This window comes from Xanthomarina sp. GH4-25 (genome assembly GCF_045363175.1).
GTDB lineage: Bacteria > Bacteroidota > Bacteroidia > Flavobacteriales > Flavobacteriaceae > Xanthomarina.
Genome location: NZ_JBJFLO010000004.1, coordinates 274,766 through 290,268, shown reverse-complemented (window position 1 = coordinate 290,268; position 15,503 = coordinate 274,766). Strand labels below are relative to the sequence as shown.

Annotated in this window: 16 protein-coding genes; 5 read left to right on the top strand and 11 right to left on the bottom strand. The window is 31.9% G+C overall.

The window, feature by feature from the left end; all coding sequences use genetic code 11:
- Nucleotides 1–31 precede the first annotated feature (31 nt).
- Both ahcY and ACI5KZ_RS07600 read left to right on the top strand, forming a co-directional pair.
- The gene (gene ahcY, locus ACI5KZ_RS07605; RefSeq protein ID WP_109308377.1) at nt 32–1,348 is read left to right on the top strand and encodes an adenosylhomocysteinase; all 1,317 of its coding nucleotides are present in this window, start codon (nt 32–34) and stop codon (nt 1,346–1,348) included.
- 127 nt (nt 1,349–1,475) lie between these two features.
- Complete coding sequence (locus tag ACI5KZ_RS07600) at nt 1,476–1,940, top strand: DUF1569 domain-containing protein (RefSeq protein WP_406847346.1); 465 nt, start codon at nt 1,476–1,478, stop codon at nt 1,938–1,940.
- 53 nt (nt 1,941–1,993) lie between these two features.
- Here the strand turns inward: ACI5KZ_RS07600 and rpmA are convergent, their stop codons facing one another.
- The 4 genes from rpmA to ACI5KZ_RS07580 form a co-directional block, all read right to left on the bottom strand.
- On the bottom strand, nt 1,994–2,254 hold the full coding sequence (gene rpmA / locus ACI5KZ_RS07595; RefSeq protein WP_066255114.1) for a 50S ribosomal protein L27: 261 nt from the start codon (nt 2,252–2,254) through the stop codon (nt 1,994–1,996).
- 42 nt (nt 2,255–2,296) lie between these two features.
- A complete protein-coding gene (rplU, locus tag ACI5KZ_RS07590; RefSeq protein ID WP_109308375.1) occupies nt 2,297–3,004 on the bottom strand; it encodes a 50S ribosomal protein L21 in 708 nt (235 codons plus the stop codon).
- Between the two features lie 79 nt (nt 3,005–3,083).
- Complete coding sequence (locus tag ACI5KZ_RS07585; RefSeq protein WP_109308374.1) at nt 3,084–3,536, bottom strand: DUF4199 domain-containing protein; 453 nt, start codon at nt 3,534–3,536, stop codon at nt 3,084–3,086.
- 98 nt (nt 3,537–3,634) lie between these two features.
- The gene (locus ACI5KZ_RS07580; protein WP_109308373.1) at nt 3,635–4,513 is read right to left on the bottom strand and encodes a DMT family transporter; all 879 of its coding nucleotides are present in this window, start codon (nt 4,511–4,513) and stop codon (nt 3,635–3,637) included.
- A gap of 89 nt (nt 4,514–4,602) precedes the next feature.
- On the opposite strand from ACI5KZ_RS07580, the gene ACI5KZ_RS07575 reads away from it, so the two are divergent.
- Entirely contained in the window at nt 4,603–5,142 is a 540-nt protein-coding gene (locus tag ACI5KZ_RS07575; protein ID WP_109308372.1) for a heavy-metal-associated domain-containing protein, read from the top strand.
- A 357-nt stretch (nt 5,143–5,499) separates the two neighbouring features.
- Here the strand turns inward: ACI5KZ_RS07575 and ACI5KZ_RS07570 are convergent, their stop codons facing one another.
- The 5 genes from ACI5KZ_RS07570 to mutY form a co-directional block, all read right to left on the bottom strand.
- Nucleotides 5,500–6,627, bottom strand: a complete 1,128-nt coding sequence (locus tag ACI5KZ_RS07570; protein ID WP_406847345.1) for a M23 family metallopeptidase — start codon at nt 6,625–6,627, stop codon at nt 5,500–5,502.
- A 45-nt stretch (nt 6,628–6,672) separates the two neighbouring features.
- Entirely contained in the window at nt 6,673–7,254 is a 582-nt protein-coding gene (gene gldD / locus ACI5KZ_RS07565; RefSeq protein WP_109308370.1) for a gliding motility lipoprotein GldD, read from the bottom strand.
- A 2-nt stretch (nt 7,255–7,256) separates the two neighbouring features.
- Nucleotides 7,257–8,588 carry a gliding motility-associated protein GldE gene (locus ACI5KZ_RS07560; protein ID WP_406847344.1) on the bottom strand — a complete coding sequence of 444 codons (1,332 nt, stop codon included), beginning with the start codon at nt 8,586–8,588 and terminating at the stop codon, nt 7,257–7,259.
- Between the two features lie 29 nt (nt 8,589–8,617).
- On the bottom strand, nt 8,618–9,061 hold the full coding sequence (locus ACI5KZ_RS07555) for a single-stranded DNA-binding protein (protein WP_109308368.1): 444 nt from the start codon (nt 9,059–9,061) through the stop codon (nt 8,618–8,620).
- Nucleotides 9,062–9,154: 93 nt separating this feature from the next.
- Complete coding sequence (mutY, locus tag ACI5KZ_RS07550) at nt 9,155–10,195, bottom strand: A/G-specific adenine glycosylase (protein WP_109308367.1); 1,041 nt, start codon at nt 10,193–10,195, stop codon at nt 9,155–9,157.
- A 133-nt stretch (nt 10,196–10,328) separates the two neighbouring features.
- On the opposite strand from mutY, the gene ACI5KZ_RS07545 reads away from it, so the two are divergent.
- Together ACI5KZ_RS07545 and ACI5KZ_RS07540 are read left to right on the top strand one after the other, a co-directional pair.
- On the top strand, nt 10,329–10,619 hold the full coding sequence (locus ACI5KZ_RS07545; RefSeq protein ID WP_109308366.1) for an HU family DNA-binding protein: 291 nt from the start codon (nt 10,329–10,331) through the stop codon (nt 10,617–10,619).
- Nucleotides 10,620–11,073: 454 nt separating this feature from the next.
- Nucleotides 11,074–12,618: a ribonuclease E/G gene (locus ACI5KZ_RS07540; protein ID WP_109308365.1), complete on the top strand. Its 1,545-nt coding sequence runs from the start codon at nt 11,074–11,076 to the stop codon at nt 12,616–12,618.
- Nucleotides 12,619–12,684: 66 nt separating this feature from the next.
- Here ACI5KZ_RS07540 and ACI5KZ_RS07535 read toward each other — a convergent pair whose 3' ends face one another.
- Both ACI5KZ_RS07535 and ACI5KZ_RS07530 read right to left on the bottom strand, forming a co-directional pair.
- Complete coding sequence (locus tag ACI5KZ_RS07535) at nt 12,685–14,571, bottom strand: OmpA family protein (protein WP_109308364.1); 1,887 nt, start codon at nt 14,569–14,571, stop codon at nt 12,685–12,687.
- 18 nt (nt 14,572–14,589) lie between these two features.
- Nucleotides 14,590–15,498: a type IX secretion system membrane protein PorP/SprF gene (locus tag ACI5KZ_RS07530; RefSeq protein WP_109308363.1), complete on the bottom strand. Its 909-nt coding sequence runs from the start codon at nt 15,496–15,498 to the stop codon at nt 14,590–14,592.
- Between the last annotated feature and the right edge of the window lie 5 nt (nt 15,499–15,503).

The window sequence follows — 15,503 nt, the reverse complement described above, 5'->3', positions numbered from 1 at the left end:
TAGACTATAAAAACATTAAGAAAAAATAACTATGAGTACAAAAACTATAGCTTACGTACCTAACAAGGTAAAAGATATCTCACTAGCAGATTGGGGAAGAAAAGAAATTGAATTAGCTGAAGCTGAAATGCCAGGATTAATGAGTTTACGTGAAGAATACAAAAACTCTCAACCTCTTAAAGGAGCTAGAATTGCTGGATGTTTACACATGACCATTCAAACTGCTGTTTTAATAGAAACTTTACAAGCTTTAGGAGCTGAAGTAACTTGGAGTTCTTGTAATATATTTTCTACTCAAGATCAAGCTGCTGCTGCTATTGCAGATGCTGGAACAGCTGTTTATGCTTGGAAAGATATGACAGAAGAAGAATTTGATTGGTGTATCGAACAAACCTTATTTTTTGGAGAAGACCGTAAACCATTGAACATGATTCTTGACGATGGTGGCGATTTAACCAATATGGTTTTAGATAAATACCCTGAGCTTGCAGCTGGAATAAATGGGCTTTCTGAAGAAACAACTACTGGAGTTCACAGATTATACGAGCGTATGAAAGCAGGAACATTACCAATGCCTGCAATTAACGTAAACGATTCTGTTACAAAGTCTAAATTTGATAACAAATACGGTTGTCGCGAAAGTGCTGTAGATGCTGTTCGTCGTGCAACAGATATCATGATGGCTGGAAAACGTGTTGTTGTTTGTGGATATGGAGATGTTGGTAAGGGAACAGCTGCTTCTTTTAAAGGTGCAGGAAGTATTGTAACTGTTACGGAAATCGATCCTATTTGTGCTTTACAAGCTGCTATGGATGGTTTTGAAGTGAAAAAACTAGAAACTGTTGTTGGTAATGCAGACATTGTTATTACAACAACTGGGAATAAAGATATTGTTCAAGGGCGTCATTTTGAAGCTATGAAAGACAAAACCATTGTTTGTAATATTGGACATTTCGACAACGAAATTGACATGGCCTGGTTAAACAAAAATCATGGTCATACAAAAAACACTATTAAGCCACAAGTTGACAAATATACTGTTGATGGAAAAGATGTGATAATTTTGGCTCAAGGTCGTTTGGTAAATTTAGGCTGTGCTACAGGACATCCTAGTTTTGTAATGAGTAACTCTTTTACAAACCAAACATTAGCTCAAATTGAACTTTGGACAAACAGAGATGCTTACAAAAACGAAGTGTATATGTTACCAAAACATTTAGATGAAAAAGTAGCGCAATTACACTTAGCAAAAATTGGTGTCGAGTTGACTGAACTTCGTGAAGATCAAGCTAAATATATTGGTGTGGAGGTTGAAGGACCTTTTAAACCTGAATATTACAGATATTAATAGACATTCTGAGCTAAAGCAAAGAATCTTAAAATAACATATTTAATCCCAAACTTTCAAATGAAGGTTTGGGATTTTTTTTTAGCATCTATTAATTATTACCTTCACCATTATAAAAAATCATTTTATGAACTCAAAAAAATTACATCTTTTAATTAATACTTTAGAAAACCACATAGAGCAACAAGAGGTTGTAAATCTAAAAGTTTCTAAAGCCAGCATTGGTTGGCATATCGATCATAGTTTTAAAGTGATTAATCAAGTGGCTCTAACTCTTCAATCTTCAGATCCAACTTTATATAAAAATAATTTTAGCTTTTTAGGAAAGGTATTCTTTACACTTGGTTTTTTTCCTAGAGGAAAAGCAAAAGCACCAAAACAAGTTAAACCACCAGAAACAGTTTTAAAAGAAGATCTTATAAAACAACTTCAACACACAAAAACTAATATTGACATAATTCCAGATTTAGATGCAAATGCGTTTTTTAAACATCCTCTTTTTGGGAATGTTAACAAGAAAAGAATCTATCGGTTTTTGGAGCTTCATACCAATCATCATGTAAAGATTATCCAAGAGATTGTGGCAAAATAAAAACCCTCTCAGTTTCCTGAAAGGGTTTTAAAAATATTTAAAAGAACTGTTTCTTAAGCCTCGAAAGGTTCAATAGAAACATAAGATTTATTATCTTTTTTCTTTGTAAATTTCACAAGACCGTCCACTTTAGCGTGTAACGTGTGATCTTTTCCACCATACACATTTTCACCTGGGTGATGTGTATTGCCTCTTTGTCTTACAATGATATTTCCAGCAATAGCAGCTTGTCCACCAAAAATCTTTACACCTAAGCGTTTTGATTCTGATTCTCTACCGTTTTTAGAACTACCAACTCCTTTTTTATGAGCCATTGTCTTAAGGTTTTATTTTGTTAATATTAAATGAAACGAAAATTACTTTTCAATTCCACCATCTAATTTGTCTTGTAATTCTTTTAGTTCATCCCACTTACCATCTGCAGCTAATTTAGCTTGTTTTGGCCAAGTGTCTGTAACTATATGTGCTAATCTTGAGCTAGCTTCAGATAAAACAGCACTTAATGCTTCAGGCTTCGCTTTTGCTACTTTAGCAAAGGTATCAAAACCTGCGTTTACTAATGCTTCAGCAGCTTTAGGTCCAGCACCTTCAATTTTCTTTAAATCGTCTGCTTTTGCAGTTGATTTTTTTGGAGTTGCTTTTTTAGCTTCTGCTTTTGGTTCAGCTTTTTTAGCTGGAGCAGCTTTCTTTTCTGCTTTTTTCACTTCTTTTGCTGGAGCAGCTTTTTCAGCTTTTGCTGCTGGCTTAGCTCCTGAAGCTACTATGTTTTCAATTAAGATTTCTGTTAAAGATTGTCTGTGTCCGTTTTTTACACGGTAACCCTTACGTCTTTTCTTTTTGAAAACGATTACTTTATCACCTTTAAGGTGCTTTAAAACTTTGGCTCCTACTTGAGCTCCAGTTATAGCTGGGGCGCCTACAGTAACTTTGTCTCCATCAGCTAAAAGAAGTACATTGTCAAAAGACACTTGTTTTCCTTCTTCTGTTGCTAATCGATTGACAAAGACTTTTTGGTCTTTTTCAACTTTGAATTGATGCCCTGCTATCTCTACAATTGCGTACATAGCGTAACTTTTTATTAATTAATTTGTTCAAAAAATGAGTGCAAATATACTGCTAATTAATTAAACTACAAACGTTTTATTAATTTTGAGTGAGATTTTTACTGTTTTTAAATATTTGCATAAAAGTTAAGGTAAGAATGGTTGATGAAGAGAGCCCTTCTATGAGAATTATAAATATTAGGATGCCTCCTCCATGATTATAATCTTGAAACCAATCTTTAAGCAGATTATTCATAAAATCAACATCTAAATGAAACATATAGATACCCATAAAAAGAGCAAAAATAAAAGTAGCAAGAAAACCGGTTAACAAGCCTGTTTTAAATCCATTAATATAAGTGAATGTGCTGCCAGAAATTAATTTATAATTCTTTATTGCTAAGAAAATTCCTAAGGCGACAAAAAGACCATTCAACATTCTAAACCAAGGATTATTATGCAATCCTATGACTTTTAAAATTAAAAAATAAGCAATTAATAAGATGGTAGTTATTAAACCATACTTAATCGAAATTTTAGCAGAAGTATTCATTTTTAAGGAATTAATGTTACTAAATTTCGTGATTATTTTACAGAAAGCATAATTTTTTATAGAATTTATGAATTGGAATCTTTGCTTTTAAGATATTATTAAGGCTGCCGCTTATGAGATAAATAAACACCTATCAAAATAATTATCGTAGCAAAACCTTGTAACACTGTAAATGCCTCTCCATCTAAAACACCCCAAGTCAAAGCAACTATTGGCATTAAATACGTAACAGACGAAGCAAAAACTGGTGTTGACAACTGAATTAACTTATTAAATAAGACTTTTGCTAAAGCTGTTCCAAAAAACGACAAAATGGTTACATAAACCAAAGACATTTTAAAATGTGGATTTGAGAAGGTTTCTGCTTTAAAAAAATCTGAAAACAACAAAACTATAATAGCTGGAATAACAATAACGACATAATTTCCTGCAGCAATACTTAAAGGCTTTATGTTTTGTAAATGTCTTTTTATTATATTGACATTTAAGGCATACATAATGGTTGAAATAATAACATAACCTGCATATAAATAATTTTGTTCCGGGTTTAACTCAGCACCTTTAAGAATAAGAATAGCAGTTCCAATAAAACCAATTATAACCCCTAGAACCTGCCGTTTGGTTGATGCTATTCTAAAAACAGCAAATCCTAACAATATCGTATTTAGTGGCACTAAAGAGTTTAGTATAGAAGCTACAGCACTATCAATTTCGGTTTCTGCAATAGCAAATAAAAAGGCAGGAATAAAAGAACCTAACAATCCTGTAAGGGCAATCCATTTCCATTGTGTTTTTTCAATTTGCTGAATGCTTCTAAACCCTACTGTAAATAAAAACACACCTGTAATAATGGTTCTTAAAGCGCCTAATTGAAAAGGAGTTAAGCCAAGAAGGGATTTTTTAATTAATATAAACGATGTTCCCCAAATTAATGACAGGACAACTAAATACAACCATTTAATCTGAATATTTTTCATACATGTGTTTCAGCTCACAAAATTGCTGTTTTTGATACAATAAACAGTAATATTTACTAATTTTGTCACTAAATCCATATTTAAATCAAATGAAAGTATTAAAAAATATTATCGGACTATTATTACTAACTGTTTTTATAACAGCTTGTAAAAATGAAACAACTCCTGAAGTTGTGACAATTGAAACAGAAACACCTACAGAAGAAGTAGCTACCTTAGACCCAAATGCAACATATGCAAAAGCAGAGTTTACTATTGAAGGGATGACATGCGCTATGGGATGTGCCAAAACCATTGAAAAGAAAATGGCTAAAATGGATGGTGTAAAATCTGCAACCGTAGATTTTGATAAAAAATTAGCGATGGTTGAATACGACGAAGCAAAAGTAACACCAACGTCTTTAGAAGAGGTGGTGAAAAAAACTGGCGATATGTATTCTGTAACAGACATGCATACAGTTGATACTTTTGGTGAGAACGTAGCTGCTGAGAAGAAAGCTTGCGACAAAGACTGTAAAAAAGCTTGTTGCTCAGACAAAGCTGAAACTTCTGAAACTACAGCTGATAAAAAAATGGCATGCAAAGCAGATTGTAAAAAGGCTTGCTGTGCAGATAAAGGCAAAGCGTAAGCTTACTGATTTTTATTTATAAAAAAAGCTAAACAGATCTGTTTAGCTTTTTTGGTTTATATTTTTTACCTGTTTTTGTTTTATTTCATCTTGGATCTAAACTAACTACACCTATATATTTAGCACCTGCTGGGTTACCAATACATTCTGTTCCAGGTCCATTCCAAACAAAGACACAAAAAACTTGACTTGGATTATTATACCTAATTAATGAGTAGTCATGTAAAAATATCTTTGCTCAAAAAGTATTCAGGGAACGATAAATCAAGTTTTTTTTAATTAAAATAATCTTTAAATGGAATTCTTCGAACCCAACAATTATTGGAACCCTCTGAAGGATTAGTACTTTCTTTTTACTTAAAACTCTATAACATCACTTTCTGAAGGTAACTTTCCAATAAAGTTTACATTCATGGTTGGGCTAAAAGAGGTTATAGGTGTTTCATCTAAATAACCTGGTTCTAAGGCTCCTAATTTAACGAATTCAGGAAATTTATATGGTAGACTTTCCATATAAAGACCATCTGCATATTCTACTAAAGATTTGTTTTCTGGATTTGTAAGAACGTGCATGTGTAAGTGAGGTGCAAAAGAATTCCCAGAATTTCCTAGACGACCTAAAACTTGACCAGTAGTTACAAAATCGCCAACATTTACCAGAATAGAATTTGGTATTAAATGACAATAAACACCAATAGTCCCATCTAAATGCTCTATATACACAACATTCCCAGAGGCATTAGTCATATCTGTTGGATAGTCTAATTCTCCTGGAGTAAGATTATCTGGAATATTATTTTCGGTAAAAAGTATCTTGCCTCCTTCTGCAGCTTTTACCGGTAAATTATAACAATGCCAATCGGTTAAGTTTTTTCCATCATTTTTATAAGGAAGATTGTTTTCGAATAAGGCATAATCTATGGCATATCGTTGTGGATTGTTCCCAATCAAATAACCGTTTTGTTCTTCATCATATATTGGTTCTTGAAAGGGGAAAATAGCTCTTGTATGATATGAAGAAACCCCAGGGGCTCCTTCTGCCAACCAGATACCTTGAGGCACTGGGAATTCTACTGTTTTGGGATTTGGATATTCTCTTTCAACTTTTAAATTGAATGAATGTAATTCTGGTTGATTTATAGAATTCTGATACTGAAATTCATGGACTAAATGTTCTTTCACCCAACCATCTTGAGGGTATTCAAGCCAAATACTCGCAATATGCAAATTATCACGTGTTATAAAATTGGTATAAGTTAGTAACGGAATATCGTCGTGAAACACCACTACCTTTTCTATGTTTGGAGTTTTAATATGCAAGTCGTAAACCAACCAAGATCCACTTGTGTTTACAACTTTTACAGGGTCTGTAGGAAGTGCAACATAGAAATAAGAATCATGATTATCTTCATTGTCATTCTTGTTACAAGATAAAAGAGCAGTAAGAACTAATATTATTAAGGTTTTATAATATTTATAAATCATTTTAACATTTATATTTTATTAAAGTATAAATATAAAAAAGAAGATTTATTTCCAGGAAACAGATTCCATAATATGTTTGATGTCTTTTTCTAGATATTTTGCTGCTGGATAAATAGAGTCGTAATTTGGTTTCGCATAGAAATACAAAGAGCCTGTTAAAAAATGATTTGTACTATCGGTAACATAAAACTGAGATTGCGAAGCTGCATTACCCCCAACTTCGTAAATCATGCCGTAGACATGTCGTTTTTCATCTTCAAAGACCTGCTCGACTATCTCATCGGCTTTCTTAGTGTGTTCTTGTGTAAATTTTTGAGCATCACGTAAAAAAGCCATTAAATGTTCCTGATTATTATCTATGCTTTTATAGGTAAGATAAATAGCTCCTTTTAAACTTGGGTATTGTAAGGTTACTCCGTAGCTTTCTGTTTTGCCTTGTAATGATTTAGCTTCAATTTTTGTGGCCAATGGATTTTTTTCAAAAGTAAAAGGCAAATCTAATTGTAGTTCTTGATATTTAGCTTCTGGAAATTCCAATCTTAGATACGCATTGGGTTTTGGAATAGGATCCTGACCACAAGACATAAAAACAACTAGAATACAGAAAACCAAAAAACTATTCTTCATAATTAAGGCAAGGTTATTTTTACACGTTTAATGCGTTTTTTATCTAAAGCTTCAATAGTAAAAACGTAATTTTCGAAATTTATTTTACTTCCTGTTTTTGGAAAACCACCAGAAATTTCTAAAACAAATCCTGCAACCGTTTCTGCTTCTCCCTTTTGGTCTTCAAAAAGCGTATCTATGTCAAGTTTAATAATTTTATAGAAATCTTTTAAAGGTGTTTTCCCTTCAAACACAAAATTTTTATCATCTAATTTCGAATATATTAAACCTTCGTCATCATATTCATCACTAATATCTCCAACAATTTCTTCAATAATATCTTCTAAAGAAATTAATCCAGATGTGCCTCCATATTCATCTACAACAACGGCTAAATGCACTTTCTTTTCTTGAAATTCAGCCATTAAATCATCCAGCTTTTTGTTTTCTGGCACAAAAAACGGTTCTCGTAAAAGGGATGTCCAATCGAATTGTTTTCTATCAATATATGGTAATAAATCTTTCACGTATAGAATTCCTTTAATAGTATCTATATTATCTTCAAAAACCGGAATTCTAGAATAACCATGACTAATAATTTCTGGGATAATTTCTAAATATTTCAGATTGATGTTCAATGCAAAAATATCAATTCTAGGACGCATAACCTGTTTGGTATCGGTATTCCCAAAAGAGACAATTCCTTGAAGAATCTTTTGCTCTTCTTTAGTGGTATCATGTTCACTTGTTAGCTCTAAAGCTTGTGAAAGCTGATCCACACTTAAATTGGATTTTTGCTTTCCTAGTTTATTATGGATCCCTAAAGTAATGCTTCGCATGGGCAAACTTATTGGTGAAAATATTACATCCAAGACTTTTAATGGATAAGCCATAAAGTTCGAGAACTTTACTTTATTTCTACTTGCATAAATTTTAGGAAGTATTTCTCCAAAAAGCAAAATTAAAAAAGTGACAACTACGACTTCTACTAAGAATTTAATGAGTGGTGTTTCAATACTTTTAAAAATAAAATTTCCTAAATAAGCAAACAGAATAACAATGGCTATATTTATAAAATTATTTGCAACTAAAATAGTAGCCAATAATTTTTTAGGCCTTTCTAAAAGTTTGATAATTATTTTAAATGTGTTTGGATTTTCTTCAACACCTTCTTCTAAATCTGTTCTATTTAAAGAAAAAAGAGCCACTTCTGCCCCAGAAATAAGTGCTGAACATAATAATAGCACAGCCAATAACACAAAGCCAAAAACAATTGAAAAATCAACTAGACCAACTGCATCGTTTTGGTAAGTGGGCAACATTAAGGAATAAAATCTCGTGGGTTCAGGATCCAATGAATGTTTCTTTAATTAAAAATATATGGTTAAAACGGAAGGTCGTCGCTACCTTCTTCATTTTGATTACTTGATAGATTTTGATCTGCTGGTTTTTGAGCTTCTTGATTTGCAGGCTGATTATTTCCACTTTCATTTTTAGTTGTAAGAAAGGTAAAGTCTGTACAGTGAATTTCGGTAGAATATCTATCGTTACCACTGTCGTCCTGCCATTTTCTTGTTTTAATTCGGCCTTCGATATAAACCTTATCGCCTTTGGTTAAATATTTTTCGCAAATCTCGGCTGCTTTATTCCTTACAACAATATTGTGCCATTCGGTATTTGTAATACGTTCGTTAGTTTGTTTATTTGTATATGTTTCATTAGTTGCTAAAGGAAAACGACCAATACAATTTCCACCATCAAAGTAGTGCATTTTAACAACATCTCCTAGATGGCCAATGAGCATCACTTTATTTAAAGTTCCAGACATAATATGTTTATCAGTTAATAATCAGCAAAATTACGTAATTGCTTTTCATTTCTTTAAAATTAATAAAAAATTATGAGTGAATTTGTTAAAGGATTAAAAATTAAAATCGTCAATAAATTTTTCTATTAAAACTGGAACTGCATAATCTTTAATTTTATTTGAAGGTATTCCTTTTATTGGTAATTTTTTTGTTGTTAAAATCCAAAACTTTGTATGTAGATGTTGATGTGATAATTTATGAACAATATCGACATCATTAAATAAAGATAGATCAAAATCTAAATGAGTGGTTAAATGATGTTTTTTTAAAGTCAACAACAAAGAATCTAGACTAACAGTTTTTTCAGTCTCTATCAATGGAAACTGGTAGAGGTTTTTCCAAATTCCTTTTTCTTGGCGTTTTTCTAAAATTGTTTCACTTGAATCTGAAATAAAAACTAAAAAGTTAAAATATTTTTTTACAGGTTTATTAGCTTTTATTTTCACTGGTAATTCAGAAACCCTATTTTCTCTAAAAGCAACACAAGATTTATTAAACGGACAAATTGAACAATCGGGATTAGAAGGCGCACATTGTCTAGAACCAAAATCCATAATAGCTTGATTGTGTTCTGCAGGATGTGTCTTATCTAATACATCTTGAGCTAAAGTTTTAAAAATTTTAAATCCAGATGTTGTATTTATAGGAGTATCAATACCATAATATCTAGATAAGAACCTATAGACATTTCCATCTAAAACAGCTGTTTGTTCATTAAAAGAAATGGAAGCAATAGCACTTGCAGTATAATCACCAATACCTTTTAATTTTATTAACTCTTTATATGTTGTTGGAAACTCACCTTTTAAGTCATTTACAATATACTTTGCTGTGGCATGTAAATTTCTAGCTCTAGAATAGTAACCCAAACCTTGCCATAATTTCAAAACATCACTCTCATTAGCATTAGACAGCTGGAAAACAGTAGGGTATTTGTTTACAAACAATTGATAATAAGGCAACCCTTGTTTAATTTGGGTTTGTTGTAAAATAATTTCTGAAAGCCATATTTTATAAGGATCTGTGGTTTCCCTCCATGGAAAATCACGCTTATTAACTGAATACCAAGATGTTAAAATTTTTGTTACAGACATAAAAATTATATGAGAATGGCAAAAATAAAGGTTTATTAACTTAAATTTAAATGAATTAGGTTTGAAATATTGAATTTTAAATTCCTATATTTGCATCCCTTTAATAATTAATAGTAACTTAAATAAATTAAAAATGACTAAAGCTGATTTAGTAGCAAAAATTTCTGACAAATTAGGAATTGAAAAAGGCGATGTTCAAGCAACTGTTGAAACATTTATGGAAGAAGTGAAAACTTCCTTAGAAAGTGGTGATAATGTATATTTAAGAGGTTTTGGTAGTTTTATTGTAAAAACTAGAGCTGAAAAAACTGGAAGAAATATTTCAAAAAATACAACTATCAAAATTCCAGCACACAACATCCCAGCATTTAAACCTGCAAAAGTTTTTGTAGAAGGAGTTAAAACAAACGTAGAGGTTAAATAAGACCTATAATATTAATTTAAAAAAAGCATTACTTATGCCAAGTGGAAAAAAAAGAAAAAGACACAAGGTTGCTACGCATAAGCGTAAAAAAAGAAGACGCGCTAATCGTCACAAAAAGAAGAAATAAGTCGAAAAAGTAGTTAGATAACTACTTTTTCGGTTTTATAGTATTCACGTTCTTTGAAATGAGTTAAAAACACAATTTTGACCTATTGTAGTTTGCAACTCCACGGATTTTATAAAATCCTGTGAAATATCAAAATAGATTGTTGGTTTTACCATATTCTATTTTTGGTATTGAATCTGGCTATAAAAATTATAGTTGGATAAAAATATTGTATCATCCATCTGTATAATTTGGTTTTGGGGTGTTAGTTATTGGTTGTTGTTCTAAAAAAAAATCAACTCTTAACTTTTAACTCTTAACTGGAGCGTATGGATAAAAATTAACAAAATGGATAAAGAATTGATTATTCGATCTAGTTCAGAACATGTTGATTTTGCCTTATTAAAAGATGGAAAACTAATTGAATTACAAAAAGATGAAGGAAGTAATAATTTTTCTGTTGGCGATGTGTTTATTGCCAAAGTAAGAAAAGCTGTTCCTGGTTTAAATGCGGCGTTTGTAAATGTTGGCTACGAAAAAGATGCCTTTTTACATTACCATGATTTAGGACCAAAACTCCCATCATTTTTAAAATTCACAAAAAGTGTAAGCACAGGTAAACTAAGAGATTTTACTCTTAACAAATTCCCATTTGAAAAAGATATTGATAAAGACGGCAAAATAAACGACGTCATAAAATCAAATCAGTCTATTTTAGTACAAATTGCTAAAGAACCTATATCTACAAAAGGCCCTAGAATAAGCTCAGAGCTTTCTATTGCTGGTAGATATATTGTTTTAGTCCCTTTTTCTGATAGAATTTCTATTTCTCAAAAAATAGAAAGTAAAGCAGAGAAAGACCGTTTAAAACGCCTTGTAAAAAGTATTACTCCACAAGGGTTCGGTATAATTGTACGTACTGTAGCTGAAGGCAAAAAAGTAGCCGAACTAGATAAAGATTTACAAAATTTGTTAGGTCGTTGGACCGCAATGTGTAAAAAGCTACACAAAGCCCATCATCCAAGTAAAGTATTAGGAGAACTCAATAAAGCATCGTCTATTTTACGCGATATCTTTAACGACTCCTTTACGAGCATTCATGTTGATGATGAAGAGCTTTACATTCAAATAAAAGATTATGTGCAAGAGATTGCACCAAAAAAAGAATCAATAGTTAAATTATATCAATCTAATGTTCCCATTTTTGAAAAGTTTGGCATTGAAAGACAAATTAAAACGTCTTTTGGAAAAACTGTTTCAATGGCAAAAGGAGCTTATGTTATTATAGAACATACAGAAGCTTTACATGTTATTGACGTAAATAGTGGTAATAGATCTAATAAAGAAAACAACCAAGAAGATACTGCCTTAGAAGTAAATTTAATTGCAGCTTCTGAAATTGCAAGACAATTAAGCCTTCGAGATATGGGAGGAATAATCGTGGTTGACTTTATTGATATGAATAAAGCTGAAAACAGAAAAAAGCTCTTCAATCATCTTAGAGATGAGATGAAACACGATAGAGCTAAACACAAAATATTACCTCCAAGTAAATTTGGATTAATACAAATAACAAGACAGCGTGTTCGACCAGAAATGAACATTAAAACCAGAGAGGACAATCCTAATGGTGTTAGTGGCGAAGAAGTTGAAGCACCAATTGTATTAATACAAAAGATTAATCACGATCTGGAGCAATTATTTAAAAAAGACTATACAAAGATAACTTTAAACACACATCCTTTTATAGCAGCCTTTTTAACAAAAGGTTTTCCATCTATTCGTTCAAAATGGTTTTTTGAACATAAGAAATGGGTTAAAGTTTTACCAAGAGATGCTTACACATACTTAGAATATCATTTTTCTGATAAAAATGGTAAACAAATTAAATAATAAAAAAGCCTTGCTATTCATTTAGCAAGGCTTTTTTTATGAGATTTATTTTAGACCTTTTTCTAGTTAAAGTCCTCCACTAGTAATTATAAATTCTGAACGTCTGTTTGTTTGATATTCTTCTTCTGTACACTTAGAACCACAATCTATTTTTGGTTCACTCTCACCTTTCCCAATACCTGAAATTCTACTAGCATCAATACCCTTAGAAATGACATATTGAACGGTAGATTTTGCACGTCTGTCAGACAATCTTTCATTATAACTTGCAGGACCTCTACTATCTGTATGAGATTCGGCTAGAATAACCATATTTGGATACTTTGTCATAACGGCTACTAACTTATCCAATTCAAAAGCACCTTGCTCTGTTATGTTCGATTTATCGAAATCAAATAATATTGGATTAAGAACTACTTTATCTTCAACAATAATAACTTCAATAGGATCTAAATTAAGTTGTAACTGATATTCTTTTTCTTTGCTTCCAGAATATGTAATTGCATTACTTAAGTAATCTTTTAATACACCTGAAACTTCTAAGGTTTTATCGCAAGAAACAGCATATTCTACTTGTCCATTCTGGTTTGTTGTTTCAGAAGCAACAACACGTCCTCTAGCATCTTTAATAGTTACTGCTACTCCTGCTAACGGATTGTTAGTTTTATTATCAACAACTGTAGTGATAAGATTTACAATACAAGGCTCTAATCGTTTAAGTCCATAAATATCATCACCTCCTTTACCTCCATCACGATTAGAAGACACATACCCTTCTCCAGTTTCTTCGTTTATTGTAAATGCTAAATCGTCTGAATTACTATTAACAGGTACTCCTGCATTAACAACATCGCCAGATTTAGTAGTATGAAACACGTCTAAACCTCCTAAACCTAGATGACCATTAGAAGAGAAGTAAAGCACGTCTTTATCGCTGATAAAAGGAAACATTTCTTGACCTTCAGTATTTATTTTTGACCCTAAGTTTTCTGGGGTTCCAAACACTCCATTTTCGCTTAGGCTTACCTTGTAGATATCGAATAAACCATGACCTCCAGGCATATCTGAAGCGAAGTATAGTGTTTTTCCATCCTTACTTAAAGATGGACTTTTAACAGAATAAGCTTTATTGTTTATTGATAAGGGTTGAATATCTACCCATTTCTCACCGTCTTTAGTCGCTTTAAATAAATACAATAAACTTTTCTTAGTTTTTGCTTCTTTATTTTTTTCAAAATCACCTTCAAAGAAACTTTCTCTAGAGAAGTACATAGTATTACCATCTGGACTAAAAGTCACTAATCCTTCATGATATCTAGTATTTACACCATTAACAGTTTCGGCCTCGATACCTTCAGCATCTCCGCCAACTGCAACACGATAGATATCTAAAAATGGTTCTGCATTCCACCCGTAATCTCTTCTAGATTTGTTTCTAGCAGAAGAGAAATACAGATTTCCATTGTTTACAGTTCCTCCAAAATCGGTAAATTCTGAATTGAACTCTAAAGATTTAATATCGTATAATTTTTCGCCTTCTAAAATTCCTGGTATGTAATCTGGATTTGCTTTAAAAGCTTTAGCTCTTTCATCTTTAGGTTTCGCATCTGCAAATTTTTTCATCCATTTATTAGACTCATCATACTTGCCATTTGCTTTAAGCATTTGAGAATATTTGTAAATCATTTCTGGATCTTGATCAAATTCAAGTGCTTTTGCATACCATCTTTCAGCTTCAGCAGTACTGAAAATATTATAATTTGCTTCAGCAAGCTGTCCATAGATATAGGCATCTCCTTTTCCATTTTCAACTAGCTTGTTATAAGCTTCAATAGCTTCAACAAATTCGAATTTATTAAAATGCTTATCGGCATTTTGGGTGTCTTTGTTTTGAGCAGTTATACTTAAACTACTCATTAATAAAAGTGTAAAAAATATTTTTAATTTTTTCATAATGTTTAGCTTAAGTAATTAGAAATAACGAGGTGAACGAGACACTTTCTTTAACAGAGGAATATCGAAATTAATAAAAATCTCATGCGATGCATTTGTTGCCACGTCTAAATCTGAAACAACACTGTCGTAAGCATATCCAACTCGTAAATTAGGTGTGATTAAAAAATTAACCATCGCACTAAAAGAATCTTCTAAACGATAACCAACACCAACCTCAACTAAATCGTACATAAACACATTGGCATTTATATCGAAACTAACTGGTGCATCGAAAGCCATTTTAAACATGGTATGTGGTTTCAGCTTAAAATTGTCTGAAAGACTAAACACATAACCTGCAGCTGCAAATAGATGTTGTGTTTCAGAACCAATTTTGTAACCATTGGCATCTAAATGAACAGAATTTAACATGTTAGGCATTGAAACAGACACATAATATTTATTAGGTTGATATAAATAAACACCTGCTCCAATATTTGGCGTTGCTTTATTAATATCACTCTGTAAGAATGGATCGTTAGAATCAATGGCATCTAAACCAACTAGTCCTATATCATGAAACGTTGCACCAGCTTTAATACCAAATGCTAACTTGTTTTCACCTCCCATTGGAAGTGTATAGGAGAAATCGGCATAGACATTATTTTCTTTTACTGGACCTATTTCATCAGAAATAAAGGAGAGTCCAACACCTACTCTTTTTCCCACTGGGGCACTTACATTAAAAGTTCCAGTGTTTGGAGAGCCGTCTAAACCAACCCATTGACTTCTGTATAAAAGTCCAATGGCTACGCCGTCGTAAGACCCAGCATAAGCTGGGTTTACAACATTCATATTATACATATACTGTGTGTATTGAGGGTCTTGTTGTGCTTGCATTTGTATTGCAAACAAGAATACGAGAATTATATATAGTTTTTTCATTATAA

Coding starts and splice junctions, on each gene's coding strand:
- ahcY (WP_109308377.1), top strand. CDS start 32: ATGAGTACAAAAACTATAGCTTACGTACCTAACAAGGTAAAAGATATC.
- ACI5KZ_RS07600 (WP_406847346.1), top strand. CDS start 1,476: ATGAACTCAAAAAAATTACATCTTTTAATTAATACTTTAGAAAACCAC.
- rpmA (WP_066255114.1), bottom strand. CDS start 2,254: ATGGCTCATAAAAAAGGAGTTGGTAGTTCTAAAAACGGTAGAGAATCA.
- rplU (WP_109308375.1), bottom strand. CDS start 3,004: ATGTACGCAATTGTAGAGATAGCAGGGCATCAATTCAAAGTTGAAAAA.
- ACI5KZ_RS07585 (WP_109308374.1), bottom strand. CDS start 3,536: ATGAATACTTCTGCTAAAATTTCGATTAAGTATGGTTTAATAACTACC.
- ACI5KZ_RS07580 (WP_109308373.1), bottom strand. CDS start 4,513: ATGAAAAATATTCAGATTAAATGGTTGTATTTAGTTGTCCTGTCATTA.
- ACI5KZ_RS07575 (WP_109308372.1), top strand. CDS start 4,603: ATGAAAGTATTAAAAAATATTATCGGACTATTATTACTAACTGTTTTT.
- ACI5KZ_RS07570 (WP_406847345.1), bottom strand. CDS start 6,627: ATGATTTATAAATATTATAAAACCTTAATAATATTAGTTCTTACTGCT.
- gldD (WP_109308370.1), bottom strand. CDS start 7,254: ATGAAGAATAGTTTTTTGGTTTTCTGTATTCTAGTTGTTTTTATGTCT.
- ACI5KZ_RS07555 (WP_109308368.1), bottom strand. CDS start 9,061: ATGTCTGGAACTTTAAATAAAGTGATGCTCATTGGCCATCTAGGAGAT.
- mutY (WP_109308367.1), bottom strand. CDS start 10,195: ATGTCTGTAACAAAAATTTTAACATCTTGGTATTCAGTTAATAAGCGT.
- ACI5KZ_RS07545 (WP_109308366.1), top strand. CDS start 10,329: ATGACTAAAGCTGATTTAGTAGCAAAAATTTCTGACAAATTAGGAATT.
- ACI5KZ_RS07540 (WP_109308365.1), top strand. CDS start 11,074: ATGGATAAAGAATTGATTATTCGATCTAGTTCAGAACATGTTGATTTT.
- ACI5KZ_RS07535 (WP_109308364.1), bottom strand. CDS start 14,571: ATGAAAAAATTAAAAATATTTTTTACACTTTTATTAATGAGTAGTTTA.
- ACI5KZ_RS07530 (WP_109308363.1), bottom strand. CDS start 15,498: ATGAAAAAACTATATATAATTCTCGTATTCTTGTTTGCAATACAAATG.